An 18,299-nucleotide genomic window follows, 5' to 3' on the forward strand; every position below is an offset into this window, starting at 1 on the left:
AATAGGTCGATTATGCAAAATACCAAAGCCGCGTCCTGGGGCGAACTATTATCGGGGCGTAATGCTTTGCGCTCGATAGCGCTGGCCGGCGGCGTCGCCTTGCACGCTGTAAATGTTTATATCGCCACGACTATTCTGCCTTCGGTGGTGGAAGATATCGGCGGCCTGGAGTATTACGCCTGGAATACCACGCTGTTTGTGGCCGCATCCATTTTCGGCTCGGCGCTTTCGCCCAAGACGCTGCACATATTCGGGCCGCGGCGTGCGTTTCTGGTGGCCATAGCCCTGTTCGCGCTAGGCACCGCGGCCTGCGCCGCCGCGCCCACCATGGGGTGGATGCTGGCAGGCCGCACCTGGCAGGGACTGGGTGGCGGCCTGCTGCTGGGGCTGTGCTATTCGTCGATACGCATTGTGTTTGAAGAGCGGCTGTGGCCGCTGGCGACCGGGCTGACTTCCAGCATGTGGGGCATTGCAACTTTGCTGGGGCCGGCCATAGGCGGGATTTTCGCCGAAACCGGGCATTGGCGCTGGGCGTTCTGGGTGGTTTTGCCGATGTGCGCCGGTCTGGCGTGGCTGGTTACACAGCAAATTTCGGCCAAGGTGTCCAGCCCGCGAACCGATGTCAAGGTACCCATGCTCCAGATCGCCTTGCTGGTGGCTTCGGTCCTGGTGATTTCGGTTTCCAGCCTTACTTACCAGGTGTCATGGAATGCGCTGGGCATAATAGCCGGCCTGCTGATTGGCCTTGGGGTGGCGCGGGTCGATAAAACCGCCTCCGTACGCCTGATGCCGACAGGAGCCTATTCTTTGAAGAAGGGCGGCCTGGGCAGCCTGTATGCCTGCGTCTGCTTGCTGAGCATCGGGATTACCGTCGAAGTCTTTGTGCCGTATTTCCTGCAAATGATCCATGGCTATACTCCGCTGATAGCCGGCTATATGACCGCGTTGATGTCCGCGGGTTGGACGGTGGGCTCTATTACAAGTTCCAGCCGCAGTTCGGCGACCGCGCGCAAATTATTGCGTGCCGGTCCTTTGGTGTCGGCCGCTTCTTTGGCCGGGCTTGCCGCGCTGGTTCCTTGGTCGGGGCTGAACGCGAACGCCAATGGGGTGTGGTGGCTGTTGCTGCCTTTGATGGGCGTTGGCCTGGGTATAGGGCTATGCTGGCCTCATTTGTTGACGCAAGTGTTCAAGACATCGCCGCCGGGCGAAGAGAACATGGCGTCGTCCGCCATTATTACCATTCAGCTTTACGCGATGGCCCTTGGCGCCACGCTGGGCGGCATGATAGCCAATGCCGCCGGCCTGATCGAGCCGGGCGGGGTAGAGGGCACGCGGCATGCGGCGTTGGCCATGTTTGCCATTTTTGCGCTTTCGCCGGTGGCGGCGGCAATATTCATGGGGCGTGTGCTGCGCCGCCCGGCCGCGGCCGTTGCGGCGGCCACCGACGCCGCGTAGGAAGCTAAACCGCCTTGGGCAGGCGGAAACGCTCTGGGTCGGGGCCGTGGCGCGCTTCGGGGTCATGCAGCTTGCCGATGGCCGCCATGTCGTCGTTGTCCAGAGTAAAGTCGTAAATGGCGAAGTTTTCGGCAATGCGGCTGGGCGTGATCGACTTCGGGATGACCATATTGCCCAGTTGCGTGTGCCAGCGAATCACGACCTGGGCAACCGAGCGGCCGTGCTTGCGCGCAATGCCCACCAAGACCGGGTTGTCCCACAGCAAGCCATTGCCCAGCGGGCTCCAGGATTCGGTGACAATATTGTTTTGCGCATGGTATTCGCGCAGTTCGGGCTGCTGGAAACGCGGGTTTAGTTCTATCTGGTTCAGCACCGGCAGTACGCCGGTTTCGTCCAGCAGGTGCTGCAAGTGCGGGATATTGAAATTGCAGACGCCTATCGACTTGACCCGACCTTCTTCGCGCAGTTGAATCAGCGCTTCCCAGGTTTTGACATACAGGCCTATTTTGGGCGCGGGCCAATGGATAAGATACATATCCAGGTAGTCCAGCCCAAGCTTTTCCATACTTTCGTCGAATGCGGCCATGGTTTCGTCGTAACCGTGGCGGTCGTTCCAGACTTTGCTGGCGATGTATAGTTCGCTACGGTCGACGCCGCAGTCCCTGACGCCTTCTCCCACGCCGCTTTCGTTGCCGTATATGGCCGCGGTATCGATCAGGCGGTAGCCTACGTCGACGGCGGTCTTGATGGTCGAGGCGACAATATCGTTGTCGATTTGCCAGACGCCGAAGCCAAGCTGCGGTACGCTATTGCCGTCGTGAAAGGTTACGGTATTCATAATGTTGCTCATGGTGCTCTCCGTGGTGCTGTAGTGCGCTGTCTGGCTGAATCGAATGCTCGATTCCGGCCATGCGTCCGAATTGGAATGCATGAATTGACCGAACGGCACACTGGCGCGGTATGCTGATTATTTTGCGTGTATGTTAATTGGCTTATATTGCCGGGTTCAGTAGTTCGATTATACGTATGTTGCAATAAGCTGCCGCGCGGCGCACGGTTGTTGCGGGCGTTGTGGGCAGGATGAATATTTCAGGAGCAGGAAATGAGTGTACATACCGATGTAAAACGCATTAGCGTGCCGCAATTGATGGCATACAAGGGGCAAAAGAAAATTGTCTCCCTGACGGCCTACAATGCGCCGATAGCCCGGTTGCTGGACGAACATCTGGACATGATCCTGGTGGGCGATTCGACCGCCATGGTGGGCTATGCTTTGCCCAATACGCTGACCATCACTGCCGAGCAAATGGCTTTCCATGCGGCGGCGGTAGTGCGGTGCACCCAGCGCGCCTGCGTAATCGTCGACATGCCTTTCGGCAGCTACCAAGAGTCGCTTGAACAGGCGTTTCGCAACTGCGCCATGGCCATGGCCACCAGCGGCTGTGACGGCATCAAGATGGAAGGCGGTGCCGCCTTGGCGCCGACCACGCGCTTTCTGGTCGAGCGCGGCATTCCCGTGCTGGCCCATGTGGGCTTGATGCCGCAGTATGTCAACACGATGGGCGGCTTCAAGGCGCAAGGCATGACACAAGAGTCGGCCGACCGTATCTTGAATGACGCCCTGGCGCACGAACAGGCCGGCGCCTTCGGTGTGGTGCTGGAGGGCGTGGCGGAAGGCCTGGCGCGGCATATCACCGAGAAGCTGTCCATCCCCACTATCGGCATCGGCGGTTCGCCCGACTGCGACGGCCAGGTGCTGGTTACCGAAGACATCCTGGGTCTGAGCGGCGCTCGCATCCCCAAGTTTGCAAAACAGTTCGCCGATGTCGGAGCGCTGATCAGCCAGGCGGTCGGGCAATATGCGGGCGACGTGCGCAGCGGCGCTTTCCCAACCCTGGACAACTGCTTTGGCGTGAAGAAATGAACTGCGGGCTGAAATCCGTAGTTGCCGGTGAACCGGCAGTCGGCGGTAAAAGGATATGAATGTGGAACAAATGAATCCTGTGATGCTGATGGGCGTTCTAGTGCTGGCGGGATTGCTGGCCGGCATCCTTGCCTGCATGTTTTATTACCGCAAGGCGGTGTCGGCTGCGCAGGCCGAACTGGCGGCAAGCCAGGCTTTGGCTGCGCAGCGCGAGACGCAGGCCGAGCAGTTGCGCTCTGAACTGGCGCAGCTTCGTGCCGCGCATGCGGCGTTGGACGAGCGCAAGGACGAACTCGATCGTGCGCGTGTACGGGCAGAATCCGAAGCGCAGAACCTGCGCGAACGCATGCTTGAAGGGCGAGAGAGCCTGGCGGCCCGCGAACACGAGCTGCGGCAGGTCAAGGAAACACTGGCCGACACCGACCGGCGGCTTACGGGGCTTACCGTCACCCACGACGAAAAGCTTGCCAACTTCGAAGAGCTCAAGCGTTCGCTCGAGAGCGCCCGCCAAATGCTCAAGACTGAATTCCAGAACCTGGCCAATGAGATCCTCGAGGAAAAAGGCAAGACCTTTGCGCAGACCAGCCAGTCCTCGCTCGATGCCATGCTCAAGCCGTTCCGAGAGCAGATTCAGGGCTTTCAACAACGCATCAACCAGGTGCACGACGAGTCCGTCAAAGGCAATGTGTCGCTGGGCGCGGAGATCAAGCAGGTGCTGGAAATCGGCCTGAAAATGAGCGCCGAAGCCAATACCTTGGCCAGCGCGCTAAAGGGCGACAAAAAAACCACCGGCAACTGGGGCGAGGTACAGCTGGAAAGAACCTTGCAACTGGCCGGGCTGATGAAGGGCGACCATTACGAACCCCAGGCGCATTTCAAGGACGACGAAGGCAATTCCCGCCAGCCCGACTTCGTTGTGAAGCTGCCTGACCAAAAGCATATGGTCATCGACAGCAAAGTCTCTTTGGTCGACTACGATCGCGCCATAGGCGCGCCAACCGAGGCGCAGGCCGAGGCGGCCCTGGAAGCGCACGTGAAGGCGGTCAAGAACCATATCGACGACTTGTCCAAAAAGGACTACAGCAATCTTATCGGCATGCGCAGCCCCAGTTTTGTGCTGATGTTCATGCCGATCGAACCCGCCTACATAGAAGCGCTAAAGCACAATCGGGACTTGTTCAACTACGGCTATCAGCGCAATGTCATCATGGTCTCGCACACGACGCTGATGCCTATTCTGAAGACAGTCGCCAACTTGTGGATGGTGGCCCGCAGCAACGAGCAGGCGCATGAGCTCAGCAATCGGGCAGGCGAAATCTACAACCAGGTGGTGATCGTGGCCGAGAACCTCAAAAAACTGGGCGACACCCTGGGCACGGTCAGCGGCCACTACAACCGCACGGTTACGTCGCTGGCCGGCAAGCAAGGCCTGTACGGCAAGGCGGCGCGCTTTAACGAGTTGTCGTCCAAGGCCAATAAAGTCATGCCGGCCATCGAACCGCTGCATCGGGATGTGGACACCGAAAAACTGGAACTGATTGTCGGAAACGGTACGGTTCCAAGCCTGGAGCTGGATGACGGTTCTAGCGTCGCGGACGGTTCCGGTACAGCGGACACCGAATAGCCGCGGGCGGCGCGTTCAGATCGCTTCGTGCCGGCCGGCCACCCGCACGCAGTTCCTGCCCGCGTTTTTGGCTTGATAAAGCGCTGTGTCGGCCAAGGGCAACAGGGTGTCGATGTCCTGGGTGTGCAGCGGATAAAGGGCAACGCCCAGCGAAACGGTAACCTGTCCGTCCTGGGTGATGCGTGCGCGTCCAATCTCTTCGCGCAGGCGCTCGGCAAATGCCAGCGCAGAATCCAGAGCGCTGCCAGGCATCAGCACGACGAACTCTTCGCCGCCCATGCGGGCAACCACGTCGGATTCGCGGGCGGTTTTTCGCGCGATTGAGGCAACCGTCACCAGGGCTTCGTCGCCGGCAACATGCCCGTGCGTATCGTTGATGGCCTTGAAATGGTCGATATCGAACATGACGGCGGCCAATGGATTCCCTGCCTGTTTCAGTGCGGCAAGCGCCGACTCCAGTCCGCGCCGGTTGGTCAAGGAGGTCAGCGGGTCGGTTTCGGCCTGGCGATGCAGGCGGCTCATGCGCGTAGAGACGGCGGAATACCCGGTAAGCAGCGCCTTGCGTATCAAGGAGACCTCGATATACCAGCCGTTGATCAGATGAATGCGGTCGAAACTGGGACGGTCGTCGAGGTGGACGGCCACTTCGGCCAATTCCCGCAAGGGGCGCGAAATAAGCGTGGCCAGCCACCATATGGCCAGCAGGCTAAGCAGTGTAATGGGCAGTGAATAATACAGAGTGCGCCAGAACAGATCGTAAAGCGCTGCCGTCGCCGCCTGGGTCGGACGCTGCACGACAATACCCCAGCCAGTGGCTGCTACCGGGGCATAGCCGGCCAGCATATCGATTTGGCGCGTATTGCTTAGCCGTATTGCGCCGCTTCTGCCGTGCACCACTTGCTGGACGGCCGGATTATTAAGATTCGATGTTCCTATGCGTTTTTTGTCGGGGTGGTAGATAAGCAGCCCGTCGCGGTCGACGACATAAATATACGAGCCGTCCCGGTAGTAATGTTCGCCCAGGACTCTTTGCAAGGCGTTGGGAGAGTGCAGGTAGATGGTTCCGCCGATGAACCCGGCGTAAGCGCCATTAGACTGAAATACCGGCTGCGAAACCAGGATCAGCCAACGGTCCGCGGGCGCCAGGAACGGCCTGCTGATAAGCGGTTGCCGAAGCTTGAGCGCCTCCAGCGAGTAGCGGCTTTGCACATTGGTACCGGCAAGCTTGTCGGCAAGCGGAAGCGCCGCCATGACGCGGCCCGAGGCGTTGGTGAAGAACAAGGAATTGAAGTTGTGCGTCATGCGCGCAACACGCCCTAGTTCGTCCTGGGCCGCGGCGCTGTCGCGTCCCGTTTTGCCGATTTCATGGCTTGCGGCTTCAAGCACCCTTTTGGAAGATTCGATGTACGCATTGGTGATTTGCGCAAGCTTCAGGGCGTAGACGTGGTTGGCTTCGAGGGTATTGTGAAGCAGGATCTCTCGTTGGACCTTGTACGAAGCGTATAGATTGTTTGCCAGCGCCAGAAAGACGAAAAATAGACACATCCACAGGATGAGACGCCTTAGGTCGATGCGGAATAGTTTTTCTTTCATTGGCCCGTCTGGTGTCGATGGTGGCTTGCGTTCGAACGCAAGCCACCACGATTATAAGCGAGGGCCAATGCCTGCCGGCAATTTCCTGTTATTCGGCGGCTACTTGCTCCAGCGTCTGCAGGTTCAGGCGCGTGATGATGCGGCGCGCTCGGTTGGCTCCCGCATCGACATGGATGTCCACACAGGCGGGATTGTCGAATTGCAGCATGTTTTTATACTGGGCCTCGATAATGACTTTGTCTTCGGCAAAGGTATTCTTGGTTTGCTCGTAAACGGTAGGGAAGTTGTCGTCGCAATCGGGGTGCGAGTTCGATGCGATAGTCCAGAAATAATGCGATGTGGTCTCGGTTTCGGGCGTAATGCCATGAAAGCCGCGCATGTGGAAGCCGCCGCGCGCCGGATCGGCCAGGTCTTCGGTGCCGGCGTCGGTGGCGCCGGTCCAGATGGCCAGGTAGGACAGGTTGAACTCGATTTCCTGCCAACGGTCGATCAGGCCTTTGTAGGGCCAAGCGGCCGTATAAGTGGGAGGCGGCGCCGACTCTTTCATCCAGCGCACGACACGTACGGTGTCGCCTTCCCCTTCAACGCGGGTGGGAGCGCTCATGTGCAGCCTGGCGTTGCCGCCTATGGTCTTCAAGTGGACGTAGCCCAGGTGGCTAAGGTCCAGCAGGTTGTCGTGAATCAGCTGGTATGGCGCTTCGTAATGGAACAGCCCGCCCTTGAACTGATATTTGGGATTGTCGTGGACCGCGTATTCAGGCGGCTCGCAATCGGGGGCGGTGTCGTCGGTCTGGCCTATCCAGATCCACACGATCTGATTGCGTTCCTGCACGATGTACGGCTTGACGAAAGCCTTCGAGGGGATTTTTTCCTGTCCGGGAATTTCCAGGCATTTGCCGTCGGGGCCGAACAGCAGGCCATGATAGCCGCAGCGGATGCCGCCGTCTTCAAGCGTGCCATAGGACAACGGCAACTGCCGGTGGCAGCATCTGTCTTCCAGCGCTGCGGCTTCGCCGGACGGACCACGGAAGAGCACGACCGGCTTGCCCAGCAGGGTGCGGGCGACCGGTTTGTCTTGAAGTTCGCTGGACAGGCCGGCGACATACCATTGATTGCGGGGAAACATGATGTGGCTCCTGTGTGTAGCACCATTGGCACCATGCTAAACATTCGTATATATTAGTCAATTAGATAAACTTGATACCGCGTATCCAAAGTATGAATTTAAAAAAGATCAAGGATCTCGATTTCAAGCTGCTGGCGGTGTTTGATGCGGTCTTCGAGACTCAAAGCGTGACTGTGGCCGGTAAACGGATCGGCTTGAGCCAGCCGGCCATGAGCTATTCGCTGACCCGGCTGCGGGCGGTATTCGGCGACCCGCTGTTCATCCGCGTTGACAACTGCATGCGGCCGACTCCCCGCGCGCTGGAGCTGGCGCCCGCGGTCAAGCGTGTCATGGATGTGTTGCAGGGCGAATTGCTGGGCGGCGCGGGCTTTGATCCGGCGACTTCGACGCGCCAGTTCGAACTGTGCATGTCCGACATCGGCGAACTCTATTTTTTGCCGGGCCTGGCGCGCGGCATGTGGGCGCAAAGTCCCGGCTCCACGCTGCGCACCCGGTCCATGGCGATCGGCGAGCTGGTGGCCAAGATGGAAGAAGGCGGAGTCGACTTGGCCGTGGGCTATTATCCCGATCTGGACAAAGGCGGGTTTTATCAGCAATTGCTGTTCGAAAGTGTTTTCGTTTGCATTGCCAGCAGCGATAACCGCGCCTTGGACAAGGGCCTGTCGCTGCAGACGTACAAAAGCGCGCCGCATGTGGCGGTGGCCTACGAAGGACGCAGCCAGGAAATGATCGATCGCCACCTTATGCAGATGAAGATAGAACGCCGTGTGGTGCTGAGCGTGCCGCACTTCCTTAGCTTGGCCGAAATTGTGCCGCAGACCGACGTCATTGCCACCGTGCCGCGGGAAGCGGCGCTGCAATTGGCCAAATCCGGCCGTATCCGCGTACATGACTTGCCGGTCGCGGCCCCAGGATTTCCGCTGATGCAGTTCTGGCACAAGCGCAATCATGCGGACCCGGCCAGCCAATGGCTGCGAACAGTCGTGCGCCAGGCGTTCCAGCAATGAGCGCGGAAAACGGCATGCAGGACTTCAGGCGGACGGCGCCACCGCGGGCGGCCTCGTCTCCTTTGCCGATGCGCGACGGAGTAGCCGCCAGCCGGGTGTATTTGCCCCCAGGCCCGTGGCCCACTGTCCTGGATTTTCTGGTCGAGCGGTTTCGCTTCATGGCGCCGCAAGTGTTGCGCGCGCGCCTGAACGTAGGCGCCATCGTGGACGAGACCGGCATGCCGCAGCGCGCCGATGCGCCGTACAGGCCCCGCCAATGGCTGTGGTATTACCGCGAAGTGCCCGACGAAGCCGCCGTGCCGTTCGAGCTGGACATCTTGTACCGGGATGCGCACCTTGTGGTCGTTGACAAGCCCCATTTTCTTGCCAGTACGCCCGGCGGGCGCTACTTGCATGAAACGGCGCTTACGCGCTTGCGCAAGCGGCTTGACCTGCCTGCAATAAGCCCTGTGCACCGCCTGGATCGCGAAACGGCCGGCGTGATGCTGTTTTGTGTGGACGTGGCCAGCCGCGGCGCTTATCAATCCTTGTTCCAGCAGCGGCAGGTCGTCAAAGAGTATGAGGCCATTGCTCCGTGGCGCGACGACCTGGTGTTTCCGCTGGTGCACCGCAGCCGCCTGCAAGACTGCGCGTCCAGCTTTGCCGTACAGGAAGTAGGGGGCGAGCCCAATAGCGAAACCCGCATTGAAGTCAAGGAAAGGCTGGGGGCTTTGGCCCACTACCACCTGACGCCAAGCACCGGGCGCAAGCATCAGTTGCGCGCGCATCTAAGCGCGCTGGGCATCCCAATATGCAACGACCTCTTTTATCCATGCTTGCAGCCCCGCCATGACGTGGACGATTACGCCCGTCCTTTGCAATTGCTGGCGCGCGCCATTGAGTTTACCGATCCTATCAGCGGCGAAAAACGCCGCTTTGAAAGCCGGCGGGTGCTGGCCCAGGCCCGTTCAGAGGCATCGACGTCCGCGGGCACGGTTGCCTAGCCGTGCCCTGCAGGCGCCGCCGTGGCGCGCGCCTGCTTTACGGATAAAGCCCGCGCACTTGGCGGGCTTCCAGGATGCGGGCGCAGCCCACGATGAACGCGGCGGTGCGCAAAGTTACCTTATGGGTTTTGGCCACGGCTGAAGTGGCGGTGTAGGCGGCGCGCATCATCGATTCAAGCCGGTGATTGATTTCGGTTTCCGTCCAGTAGAAGCTGGAAAAATCCTGGACCCATTCGAAGTAGCTGACGGTAACCCCGCCGGCATTGGCGATGACGTCGGGCACGATAAGAACGCCTTGTGACGTAAGTATGTCGTCGGCTTGCGGCGTGGTCGGGCCGTTTGCGCCTTCGACGATAATGCGGGCCTGGATCGAGCCGGCGTTGTCGGCGTTGATTTGGCTTTCCAGGGCGGCCGGGATAAGCAGCTCGGTTTCCAGGGCCCAGAAGTCGCTGGGCGCCATGCTTTCGGTTTCGGGTGCGCCCGCTACCCCGCCGTGTTCTTCGGCATATTGCAGCAGGGCGTGTATATCCAGGCCGTTGGCATTATGCACGCAGCCGGTGTGGTCTTGCACGGCAATAATTTTGGCGCCTTGTTCGTGAAACAGGCGCGCCGCCGTGCCGCCCACATTGCCGAAGCCCTGGACCACTACCCGCGCACCCTCCAGGGCAATGCCGCAGTCGTGGGCCGCTTCGCGCCCCGTCACAAAAACGCCCCGCCCGGTGGCTTCAACGCGGCCAAGACTGCCGCCCAGCGACACCGGCTTGCCGGTGACCACGCCCGTTGTGGTGCCGCCTTCGTTCATGGAATAGGTGTCCATCATCCAGGCCATCGTCTGCGCGTTGGTATTGACGTCGGGCGCCGGAATGTCTTTATTGGGACCGATGATGACGCCGATTTCGCTGGTGTAGCGCCGCGTTATGCGTTCTAGTTCGTCAAGCGAGTATTGGTGCGGGTCGAGGCGGATGCCGCCCTTGGCGCCGCCAAACGGCAGATTTACCGCTGCGGACTTGACCGACATCCACGCGGCTAGCGCCATGACTTCGGCCAGGGTAACGTCCTGGTGGTAGCGCACGCCGCCCTTGCCCGGGCCGCGTGATGTGTTGTGTTGCACTCTATACCCTTCAAAGTGGGCAATGACGCCGTTGTCCAGCTTGATGGGAATATCCACGATCAACGCCCGCTTGGGGCGCTTCAAGGTTTCGACCCATTTGCCCAGTTCGCCCAGGTAGGGCGTAACCCTGTCGACTTGTTCCAGATAAACGCCCCAGGGCCCCAGAGCCTCGGGGTTGAGATACGAAGGCAAGCGATGTACGGGCTGTTGTGCCATTGTGGTTCCTAGGTGAGGGGAAGTCGAACGAAACCGGCTACCCGTTTATTCTAGTGCAGTGCAAGCCGCATGTCGTTCAGCCCGGCAAATCAATGCAGTTGTCGGGCAAAAGCCGTTTCAGCGGACACAGCAGTTTCTAAATATCCAAACGCGATAAACAGCTAACGATTAAGTAGTTCACTTGTCGCGCCGCAGCGACGACACTAGAAGCCTTACTTCATTACTACGCCATCCTTGTGGCCGGTCAGTTTTGCAAAGCACAGGGCCGGCAAAAGAATATTGCGACGCAAACATGCCCGATAGCTCCGATGTTGTTTTAGATCCTCAAACGCGCAAGCAATGGAATTCGTTGCTGGAGCGCCTTGCCGAAATTTCCGCCAGGCATCCGGATGCCATGTTTGCCTCGTCGTTGGCCGTTGAAGATATGTTGCTGGCGCATGCCATATTCCAGGCCCGTTTGCCGATCGCGGTGTTTACCCTGGATACCGGCCGACTGCATCCTGAAACGCTGGGCATGGTGGACAAGATCGCAGAGCGCTACGGCGTGGCCGTACAGGTGGTGCACCCGGACAGCGCGGCTGTTCAGGCCCATGTTGCGGCCCATGGCAGTTTTGCTTTCTACGACAGCATCGCGCTGCGCAAGGAGTGCTGCGGGCTGCGCAAGGTCGAGCCCTTGCGCCGTACGCTGGCCGGGCATTCAGCCTGGCTTACCGGCCAGCATCGCGACCAGTCGCTTACGCGCAGCCACCTGGCTGAGTCCGAATACGACGCGGTGTTCGGATTGCAAAAATACAACCCTCTTGCGAACTGGACCAGCGAGCAAGTCTGGGAGGCGGTGCGCGCCTTCGACATTCCTTATAACCCCTTGCACGATCAAGGCTATCCCTCGATAGGCTGTGAGCCGTGTACCCGGGCGGTACGGGCGGGCGAAGACCCGCGCGCCGGCCGGTGGTGGTGGGAGCAGTCCGCTTCCAAGGAGTGCGGGCTGCACGAGGCCAACCTCAAGGCCGAGCAAAGCGCATAGCCGGGATAGTTCGCCAGTTGGTTTTCGCCAGGCTGGAGCCTGGCTCCGGACGCGGCACATTGTTCGATTCGATTTTCAAGGTAAAAAAATGGGTGATCTTTCCGCACGCACGCATCTGGATTGGCTGGAGTCCGAGGCCATTTATATTTTGCGCGAGGTGGCCGCCGAATGCGAGCGGCCGGTATTGCTGTTTTCGGGCGGCAAGGATTCCGTGGTGCTGCTGCGCCTGGCCGAGAAGGCGTTTCGCCCGGCGGGTTTTCCGTTCCCGCTGATGCATATCGATACCGGGCACAATTTCGACGAGGTCATACGCTTTCGCGACAAGCATGTCGCGGCGTTGGGCGAGAAGCTTATCGTGCGCTCGGTCGAGGACTCGATTGCGCGCGGCACGGTAGTGCTGCGCCGCCCGACCGACTCGCGCAATGCAGCGCAGGCAACGACTTTGCTGGAGGCCATTGAAGAGTTCGGCTTTGATGCATGCATAGGCGGTGCGCGCCGCGACGAAGAAAAAGCGCGAGCGAAGGAGCGGGTATTTTCGTTTCGCAACGAGTTCGGCCAGTGGGACCCCAAGGCGCAGCGCCCAGAGCTGTGGAGCCTGTTCAATACCAAAGTTCACAAAGGCGAGAACATGCGTGTTTTCCCAATCTCGAACTGGACTGAGCTGGATGTGTGGCAATACATAGCCCGCGAAGGCCTGGACCTGCCGTCGATCTATTACGCGCATGAGCGCGAAGTGGTGCCGCGCAATGGCTTGTTCGTTCCGGTAACGGAATTGACGCCACCCAAGGCGGGCGAACAGCCCGAAGTGCGCATGGTGCGCTTTCGTACGGTGGGTGATATTTCGTGCACCTGCCCTGTGGCTTCGACGGCTTCGACGCCGCTGGAAATCATTGCCGAGACGGCCATCACGACCATTACAGAACGCGGCGCAACGCGCATGGACGATCAAACGTCCGAAGCGTCCATGGAAAAACGCAAGAAACTGGGGTATTTTTAATAATGAACGCATTCAACGAATCCTGGGTCGCGGCCTCCGAAGCCGGAGTCCTGCGCTTTATTACCGCGGGCTCGGTCGACGATGGCAAGTCCACGCTGATCGGGCGCTTGCTGTACGACAGCAAGGGCGTATTCGCGGATCAGCTGGACTCTATTGCCCGCTCCAAATATAAACGCGTCCAGGCCGACGAAATCGACCTGGCCCTGCTTACCGACGGCCTGGAGGCCGAACGCGAACAAGGCATTACCATCGACGTGGCCTACCGCTATTTTGCGACGCCTGCACGCAAGTTCATCGTTGCCGATGCACCGGGGCACGAGCAATACACGCGCAACATGGTGACCGGCGCGTCCACGGCGCATGTGGCCATTATTCTTATCGATGCCAGCCGGGTCCATGAAGGCCGCTTGCTGTCGCAAACCATACGGCATACAGCCTTGGCAAAAATGCTCGGCATCCAGCATATTGTGGTGGCGGTCAATAAAATGGACCTGGTCGACTGGAGTCCCGCTTTGTTCGAGCAGATTCGCGCGGCATATGCCGATCTCGCCGAAAAACTGGATATCGATCAGTTCCATATCATTCCGCTGTCGGCGCTCAAGGGCGATAACGTGGTGGCGCATTCCGACAAAGCGCCCTGGTATAAAGGGCCGACCTTGCTGTCCTTGCTTGAAAGCCTGCCGGTCCAGGCCGAGGGCAACAACGGTCCGGCGCGCTTTTTCGTGCAGTGGGTCATACGCCATGGCGGCGACTCGGTCGACGACTTTCGCGCTTATGCTGGGCAACTGGCCAGCGGGGTGCTGCGCGTGGGCGACCAGGTCAAGATACTGCCGTCGGGGACAACCGCCGTTGTATCGGGCCTGCGCCAGTTCGATAGCGATGTCGAACTGGTACAAAGCGGCGACAGCGTGGCGATTATTCTGGATCGGGATATCGATGTGTCGCGCGGCGACCTCATTGTGGCCGCCGATGCGCAGGTTCGTGTGACCAAAGAGTTCGAGGCTGAAATCTGCTGGCTCGACCAGCAGCCGCTTAATCCGGCGCGCCAGTATTTGCTGAAGCAGGGCACACGCGTAACCCAGGCCAAGGTCCGGGCGGTGCATTCGCGCCGCGATATGGGCGAGCTATTGCAGCTTGGCGCTGGCGGCGCCTTGTCCATGAACGATATCGGGCGCGCTTCGCTGGTCTCGCGCGATGCCCTGGCCCTGGATCATTATGCCGACGTACCGGCCACCGGAGCATTCATTCTGATCGATGCGGCAACTTATCAGACGGCGGCAGCGGGAATGGTGGTCTAGCCTTCCTTGATAAGCAGGTGGCGCCGTTCCATTTCCTGGCGCAATTCGCGGCGCAACTGGGCGGCCTTGTAGCGATTGCATTCTTCTTCGGTGTGCGGTTCCAGCGCCGGGACCGGCACGGGCACGCCGTTTTCGTCGACGGCAATCATGGTGAAATAGCAGCTATTGGTATGCCGCACCAGCTTTTGCTGGATGTTTTCGGTAACCACCTTGATACCGATCTCCATGGACGTCCGGCCGGTATAGTTGACCGAGGCATAAAACGTGACCAGTTCGCCCACATGTATGGGCTGGCGAAAAATGACCTGGTCTACGGATAGCGTGACGACATAAGTGCCGGCATAGCGGGCGGCACAGGCATAGGCCACCAGATCCAGATGCTTGAGTATGGCTCCGCCGTGGACATTGCCGGAAAAATTGGCCATGTCCGGAGTCATGAGTATGGTCATGGACGTTTTATGGGGCAAGTCGTTCATCGTGTCACCATGGAAGGTAGCTAAAGGGCGGGGGCGTTGCTTGCGTCGTACACTACAGTCAATACATTACCAGTTCAAGTCCATTGATGCCCGAGTCCCTAGAAAACCGCCTGGCCAGTATTCAGCAGAAGATCACCGCCGCCTGCGCGAAGGCGCACCGCGACCCTGATACCGTTGCCTTGCTGCCTGTCACCAAGACTTTTGATGCTGAAGTCGTGCGTGGCGCCGCGAGCCTGGGCTTGCGCCGCTTCGGCGAAAATAAAACCCAGGAAATACGCCAGAAATTCGAGGCGTTGTCCGACCTGAACCTGCAGTGGGTGCTGATAGGCCATTTGCAAACGAACAAGGCGCGGGACGCTGCACGCTTTGCCAGTGAAGTGCAATCGCTGGACCGGCTGTCCTTGGCCCAGGCGCTGGATGCGCGCCTGCAGGCCGAGGGGCGCGCCCTGGATGTCCTGGTGCAGGTCAAGACCTCGGACGAGCCCAGCAAGTTCGGCCTGGAGCCGGCGGAACTGCCCGTCTTTTTAAAGCAACTGGCCAGCCTGGATACTTTGCGCGTCAAAGGATTGATGACTTTGGCCGTCAACTCCCCGGACGCGCAAGCGGTGCGCGCTTGCTTTCGTTCGTTGCGCGAGTGGCGCGACCGTTTGCGCAACGAAGGGTTCGAACAGGTGCAGCGCCTGTCCATGGGCATGAGCGGCGACTTCGAACTGGCCATTGAGGAAGGTTCCAATGAAGTGCGTATCGGCTCGGCCATTTTCGGCCGGCGCGATTATTCTCATTGAACGAGCCTGGTCGACCGATTCGGCGAAGTTCCCGCCTCGCCGCAAGGCCCGTCCGATTGCCGCTAGGCTTGGCATTTACAATCGAATTCATTCCAGAACTCAGAAAAGGGGGATGCAGATGCGTCGCTTGGGACTAATACAAGGAGCCGTGGCGTCATTGGCCTTGGTAGGCTGGCTGCCGCTGGCTCAGGCCGATACGCTGGACGTAGTGAAAGACCGCGGTTATGTGCAGTGCGGCGTCACTACCGGCTTTGCCGGGTTTTCGACGCCCGACGACAAAGGCCAGTGGCATGGCCTGGATATCGATTTATGCCGTGCGGTCGCCGCCGCCGTATTGGGCGATGCGGACAAGTTCAAGGCAGTGCCGCTTAATTCGCAGCAGCGCTTTACCGCGCTGCAGTCGGGCGAAATCGACCTGCTGGCACGCAACACGTCTGTTACGCAGCGGCGCGACACAGCGCTGGGCGCCATTCACGCGGGCATCAATTTTTACGATGGGCAAGGCTTTCTGGTACCCAAAGAGCTGGGCGTAACCAGCGCCAAAGAGCTCGACGGCGCAACCATTTGCATGCAAACGGGCACCTCCAACGAAAATACCATGGCCGATTGGGCCCGCGCCAACAACATCAAGTACAAGCCGGTGGTCATCGAGCAATTCAGCGAGGTGGTCAACGCGTTTGCAGCCGGCCGCTGCGATGTGTTCAGCACCGATGCCTCGGGGCTGGCGTCGATTCGCATTTCCAAACTGAAGAATCCCGACGATTATGTGGTTTTGCCTGAAATCATTTCCAAGGAACCTTTGGGGCCGTTTGTGCGCCAGGGCGACGATGTCTGGCTCAATGCCGTGAAGTGGAGCTTGATGGCCATGATAGAGGCGGAAGAGCTGGGAGTGACTTCGGCCAACGTCGAGCAACAATTGAAAAGCAGCAGTCCCAGCATACAGCGCCTGCTGGGTGTTGTGCCCGGCGCGGGCAAGAACCTGCGCCTGGACGACAAATGGGCCTATAACATCGTGCGCCAAGTCGGAAACTACGGCGAAAGCTATGAGCGCAATGTGGGCATGGGCAGCCCGTTGAAAATACCGCGCGGCCTGAACGCTTTATGGACCAAGGGCGGCTTGATGTACGCCTTGCCCATACGCTGAGTTTTTCGATCGCTGCGGTTTGCTGGCTTTGTTGTCCACGAGTCGAATTGAAGGCCTCGCCCTTTGGGAGGCAGAGACCTTCACCAGTCGCGGTATTTCGGGCCCGCGGCTATTGCCGCCGTTTGTAAACCAGCGAAATGCGGGCAAAGGCAATTTGCAGTTCGCGCGTGCCGGCCTGGAAGACCAGGGGCCGGCCCGAGCCGGTAAAGCAGATAAGGCGCTTGGAGGCGATCATGGGGATGAATTTGGCGAACTGGATTTCTTCCCAGCTTACGCGCCGGCGCGTAATCCATGTTTGCTCGATGCCTTCGCGCGTGATGATGGTTTCCGAGACCACCATGTAGCGGGCCACCAGCAGCAGGCCGCAAAAGCAGATAATGATGCAGCCCGCTATGACCGGGTTGACGCTTTGGCCCTGGGGGCCTGTTGCGACGCGCAGAATCTGTGTGCCGATCACGATCAGCACCAGCCACGACAATATTTTTACCCAGGTGGGCCAGGCCTTGCCGCGTACCGGCAAGGGGGCGAGCGCTTGCATCAGGGCTTCGTGTTCTTGCGGGTCGGGGCGTTGCGAACGAAATGGGTTCATGCTGGTTGTTCCTTGCGGGCGGCAAGCGCGTTGCCGGCCCGGCTTGAAGGTTTGCGTCCGAGATGGCCGGATATCCATTGCCCGGTTTCGACCACGGCGTCCAGTTCGATGCCGGTGTCTATGCCCAGCCCGTTCAGCATGTAAAGCACATCTTCCGTTGCAACATTGCCGGTGGCTCCCTTGGCGTAGGGGCAGCCGCCGATGCCGGCCACCGATGAATGAAAAATACTGATGCCGGCCTGCAGGGCGGCCAGGATATTGGCCAGCGCCTGGCCGTAGGTATCGTGAAAGTGGCCGGCCAGGCGGGCCGGGTCGACGGCTTCCGATACGGCGCGCATGACCGCGCCGACGCGCCCGGGCGTGGCAACGCCTATGGTGTCGGCAATGTCGATCTCGTCGCAGCCCAGGGCAAGCATGCGGCGGGCGACATCAACCACCGAGGCTATGGGGACTTCGCCCTGGTAGGGACAGCCCAGTGCGCAGCTGATGCTGCCGCGCAGGCGCAGTTTGGCGGCTTTCGCGGCCTGGGCCACCGGTTCGAAGCGGGCCAGGGACTCGGCGATGGAGCAATTGATGTTCCTCTGCGAAAACGCTTCGCTGGCCGAGCCGAATACAACCACTTCGTCGGCGCCGGCGGCAAGCGCCGCCTCGAAACCGCGCAGGTTCGGGGTGAGCACGGAATAAATCGTGCCCGGCCGGCGCTGAATGCCGTTCATGACTTCGGTGCCGTCGGCCATTTGCGGCACCCATTTGGGCGAGACGAACGAAGCCGCCTCGATATTGGCGAAACCGGCGCGCGACAAGCGGTCGATCAGTTCGATCTTGACCTCGGTGGGAATGAATTGCTTTTCGTTTTGCAGTCCGTCGCGCGGAGCGACTTCGACGATTTTTACTCGGCTGGGCAAAGACATGCTGGAAGAATCCGCTGGTGCGGGCCGGAAAGGGGG

Annotated in this window: 17 protein-coding genes; 10 read left to right on the forward strand and 7 right to left on the reverse strand. The window is 59.8% G+C overall.

The genetic code is table 11. The annotated features are described in order from the left end of the window. The first annotated feature begins 12 nt into the window (after positions 1 to 12). The gene (locus DFR37_RS13775; protein ID WP_113933893.1) at positions 13 to 1,455 is read left to right on the forward strand and encodes an MFS transporter; all 1,443 of its coding nucleotides are present in this window, start codon (positions 13 to 15) and stop codon (positions 1,453 to 1,455) included. A gap of 4 nt (positions 1,456 to 1,459) precedes the next feature. Here DFR37_RS13775 and DFR37_RS13780 read toward each other — a convergent pair whose 3' ends face one another. Then, a complete protein-coding gene (locus DFR37_RS13780) occupies positions 1,460 to 2,305 on the reverse strand; it encodes an aldo/keto reductase (RefSeq protein ID WP_113933894.1) in 846 nt (281 codons plus the stop codon). 252 nt (positions 2,306 to 2,557) lie between these two features. On the opposite strand from DFR37_RS13780, the gene panB reads away from it, so the two are divergent. Both panB and DFR37_RS13790 read left to right on the forward strand, forming a co-directional pair. Continuing rightward, on the forward strand, positions 2,558 to 3,379 hold the full coding sequence (gene panB, locus DFR37_RS13785; protein WP_113933895.1) for a 3-methyl-2-oxobutanoate hydroxymethyltransferase: 822 nt from the start codon (positions 2,558 to 2,560) through the stop codon (positions 3,377 to 3,379). A 70-nt stretch (positions 3,380 to 3,449) separates the two neighbouring features. Continuing rightward, positions 3,450 to 5,003 (forward strand): DNA recombination protein RmuC, encoded by a 1,554-nt coding sequence (locus tag DFR37_RS13790; RefSeq protein WP_113934019.1) that lies wholly within the window; start codon positions 3,450 to 3,452, stop codon positions 5,001 to 5,003. 15 nt (positions 5,004 to 5,018) lie between these two features. On the opposite strand, the gene DFR37_RS13795 is transcribed toward DFR37_RS13790, so the two are convergent. Together DFR37_RS13795 and DFR37_RS13800 are read right to left on the reverse strand one after the other, a co-directional pair. Beyond that, a complete protein-coding gene (locus DFR37_RS13795) occupies positions 5,019 to 6,596 on the reverse strand; it encodes a sensor domain-containing diguanylate cyclase (protein WP_113933896.1) in 1,578 nt (525 codons plus the stop codon). Positions 6,597 to 6,684: 88 nt separating this feature from the next. Continuing rightward, on the reverse strand, positions 6,685 to 7,722 hold the full coding sequence (locus tag DFR37_RS13800) for an aromatic ring-hydroxylating oxygenase subunit alpha (RefSeq protein ID WP_113933897.1): 1,038 nt from the start codon (positions 7,720 to 7,722) through the stop codon (positions 6,685 to 6,687). A 92-nt stretch (positions 7,723 to 7,814) separates the two neighbouring features. On the opposite strand from DFR37_RS13800, the gene DFR37_RS13805 reads away from it, so the two are divergent. After that, entirely contained in the window at positions 7,815 to 8,729 is a 915-nt protein-coding gene (locus tag DFR37_RS13805) for a LysR family transcriptional regulator (RefSeq protein ID WP_113933898.1), read from the forward strand. Further along, complete coding sequence (locus DFR37_RS13810; protein WP_346724946.1) at positions 8,726 to 9,712, forward strand: pseudouridine synthase; 987 nt, start codon at positions 8,726 to 8,728, stop codon at positions 9,710 to 9,712. Before DFR37_RS13805 ends, DFR37_RS13810 begins: the two co-directional genes overlap by 4 nt. 37 nt (positions 9,713 to 9,749) lie before the next feature. Here the strand turns inward: DFR37_RS13810 and DFR37_RS13815 are convergent, their stop codons facing one another. Then, positions 9,750 to 11,039, reverse strand: coding sequence for a Glu/Leu/Phe/Val family dehydrogenase (locus tag DFR37_RS13815; protein WP_113933899.1), 1,290 nt, complete (start codon positions 11,037 to 11,039; stop codon positions 9,750 to 9,752). A gap of 292 nt (positions 11,040 to 11,331) precedes the next feature. Between DFR37_RS13815 and DFR37_RS13820 the strand changes: the two genes are divergently transcribed. From DFR37_RS13820 to DFR37_RS13830, 3 genes are all read left to right on the forward strand, one after another. Next, positions 11,332 to 12,063 carry a phosphoadenylyl-sulfate reductase gene (locus DFR37_RS13820; protein ID WP_113933900.1) on the forward strand — a complete coding sequence of 244 codons (732 nt, stop codon included), beginning with the start codon at positions 11,332 to 11,334 and terminating at the stop codon, positions 12,061 to 12,063. Between the two features lie 88 nt (positions 12,064 to 12,151). After that, a complete protein-coding gene (gene cysD, locus DFR37_RS13825; RefSeq protein WP_113933901.1) occupies positions 12,152 to 13,060 on the forward strand; it encodes a sulfate adenylyltransferase subunit CysD in 909 nt (302 codons plus the stop codon). A 2-nt stretch (positions 13,061 to 13,062) separates the two neighbouring features. After that, positions 13,063 to 14,358 carry a sulfate adenylyltransferase subunit 1 gene (locus DFR37_RS13830; RefSeq protein ID WP_113933902.1) on the forward strand — a complete coding sequence of 432 codons (1,296 nt, stop codon included), beginning with the start codon at positions 13,063 to 13,065 and terminating at the stop codon, positions 14,356 to 14,358. On the opposite strand, the gene DFR37_RS13835 is transcribed toward DFR37_RS13830, so the two are convergent. Next, a complete protein-coding gene (locus DFR37_RS13835) occupies positions 14,355 to 14,834 on the reverse strand; it encodes an acyl-CoA thioesterase (RefSeq protein ID WP_113933903.1) in 480 nt (159 codons plus the stop codon). The genes DFR37_RS13830 and DFR37_RS13835 overlap by 4 nt on opposite strands. An 86-nt stretch (positions 14,835 to 14,920) precedes the next feature. Between DFR37_RS13835 and DFR37_RS13840 the strand changes: the two genes are divergently transcribed. Further along, a complete protein-coding gene (locus tag DFR37_RS13840; protein ID WP_113933904.1) occupies positions 14,921 to 15,619 on the forward strand; it encodes a YggS family pyridoxal phosphate-dependent enzyme in 699 nt (232 codons plus the stop codon). 118 nt (positions 15,620 to 15,737) lie between these two features. Next, the gene (locus DFR37_RS13845) at positions 15,738 to 16,763 is read left to right on the forward strand and encodes an amino acid ABC transporter substrate-binding protein (RefSeq protein ID WP_113933905.1); all 1,026 of its coding nucleotides are present in this window, start codon (positions 15,738 to 15,740) and stop codon (positions 16,761 to 16,763) included. A gap of 109 nt (positions 16,764 to 16,872) precedes the next feature. Here DFR37_RS13845 and DFR37_RS13850 read toward each other — a convergent pair whose 3' ends face one another. Both DFR37_RS13850 and DFR37_RS13855 read right to left on the reverse strand, forming a co-directional pair. Beyond that, complete coding sequence (locus DFR37_RS13850; protein ID WP_113933906.1) at positions 16,873 to 17,352, reverse strand: hypothetical protein; 480 nt, start codon at positions 17,350 to 17,352, stop codon at positions 16,873 to 16,875. Next, entirely contained in the window at positions 17,349 to 18,263 is a 915-nt protein-coding gene (locus DFR37_RS13855; protein WP_113934021.1) for a hydroxymethylglutaryl-CoA lyase, read from the reverse strand. The genes DFR37_RS13850 and DFR37_RS13855 overlap by 4 nt, the downstream gene beginning before the upstream one ends. Positions 18,264 to 18,299 lie beyond the last annotated feature (36 nt).

The sequence above is a fragment of the Eoetvoesiella caeni genome, assembly GCF_003315175.1.
GTDB classification, from domain to species: domain Bacteria; phylum Pseudomonadota; class Gammaproteobacteria; order Burkholderiales; family Burkholderiaceae_B; genus Eoetvoesia; species Eoetvoesia caeni.